The organism is Methylobacterium sp. J-030 (genome assembly GCF_022829545.1).
GTDB lineage: Bacteria > Pseudomonadota > Alphaproteobacteria > Rhizobiales > Beijerinckiaceae > Methylobacterium.
Genome location: NZ_JAKSYM010000230.1, coordinates 1 through 301, shown reverse-complemented (window position 1 = coordinate 301; position 301 = coordinate 1). Strand labels below are relative to the sequence as shown.

Below are 301 nucleotides of genomic sequence, written 5' to 3'. Positions count from 1 at the left end.
GCAAGATATCGGTCATTTGATGGAGATTTGGTCGGATATCTGACATATGGGCTTATCTCAAGTCGCAGCGATGTGGGCCCCATGCAGCAGGCGCTGACGCGGAAGCTTGAGAGCTTCGAACCCTTGTCCGACCAAGCCCGCTGGGCCCTCAACGGCCTGGTGCTCAAGGTCCGGCAGGTCGGTGCACGCCAGGATCTGATCCAGGAAGGCGACAAGCCTGACAACGTCCTCCTGATCCTCGACGGCTTCGCATGCCGGTACAAGGTGCTCCCGGACGGCCAGCGCCAGATCATGGCTCTGC

Annotated in this window: 1 pseudogene; it reads left to right on the top strand. The window is 60.5% G+C overall.

What is annotated here, in order from left to right:
• Positions 1-81: 81 nt before the first annotated feature.
• Positions 82-301 (top strand): annotated as a pseudogene (locus MKK75_RS17140) (Crp/Fnr family transcriptional regulator); the annotation flags it as partial.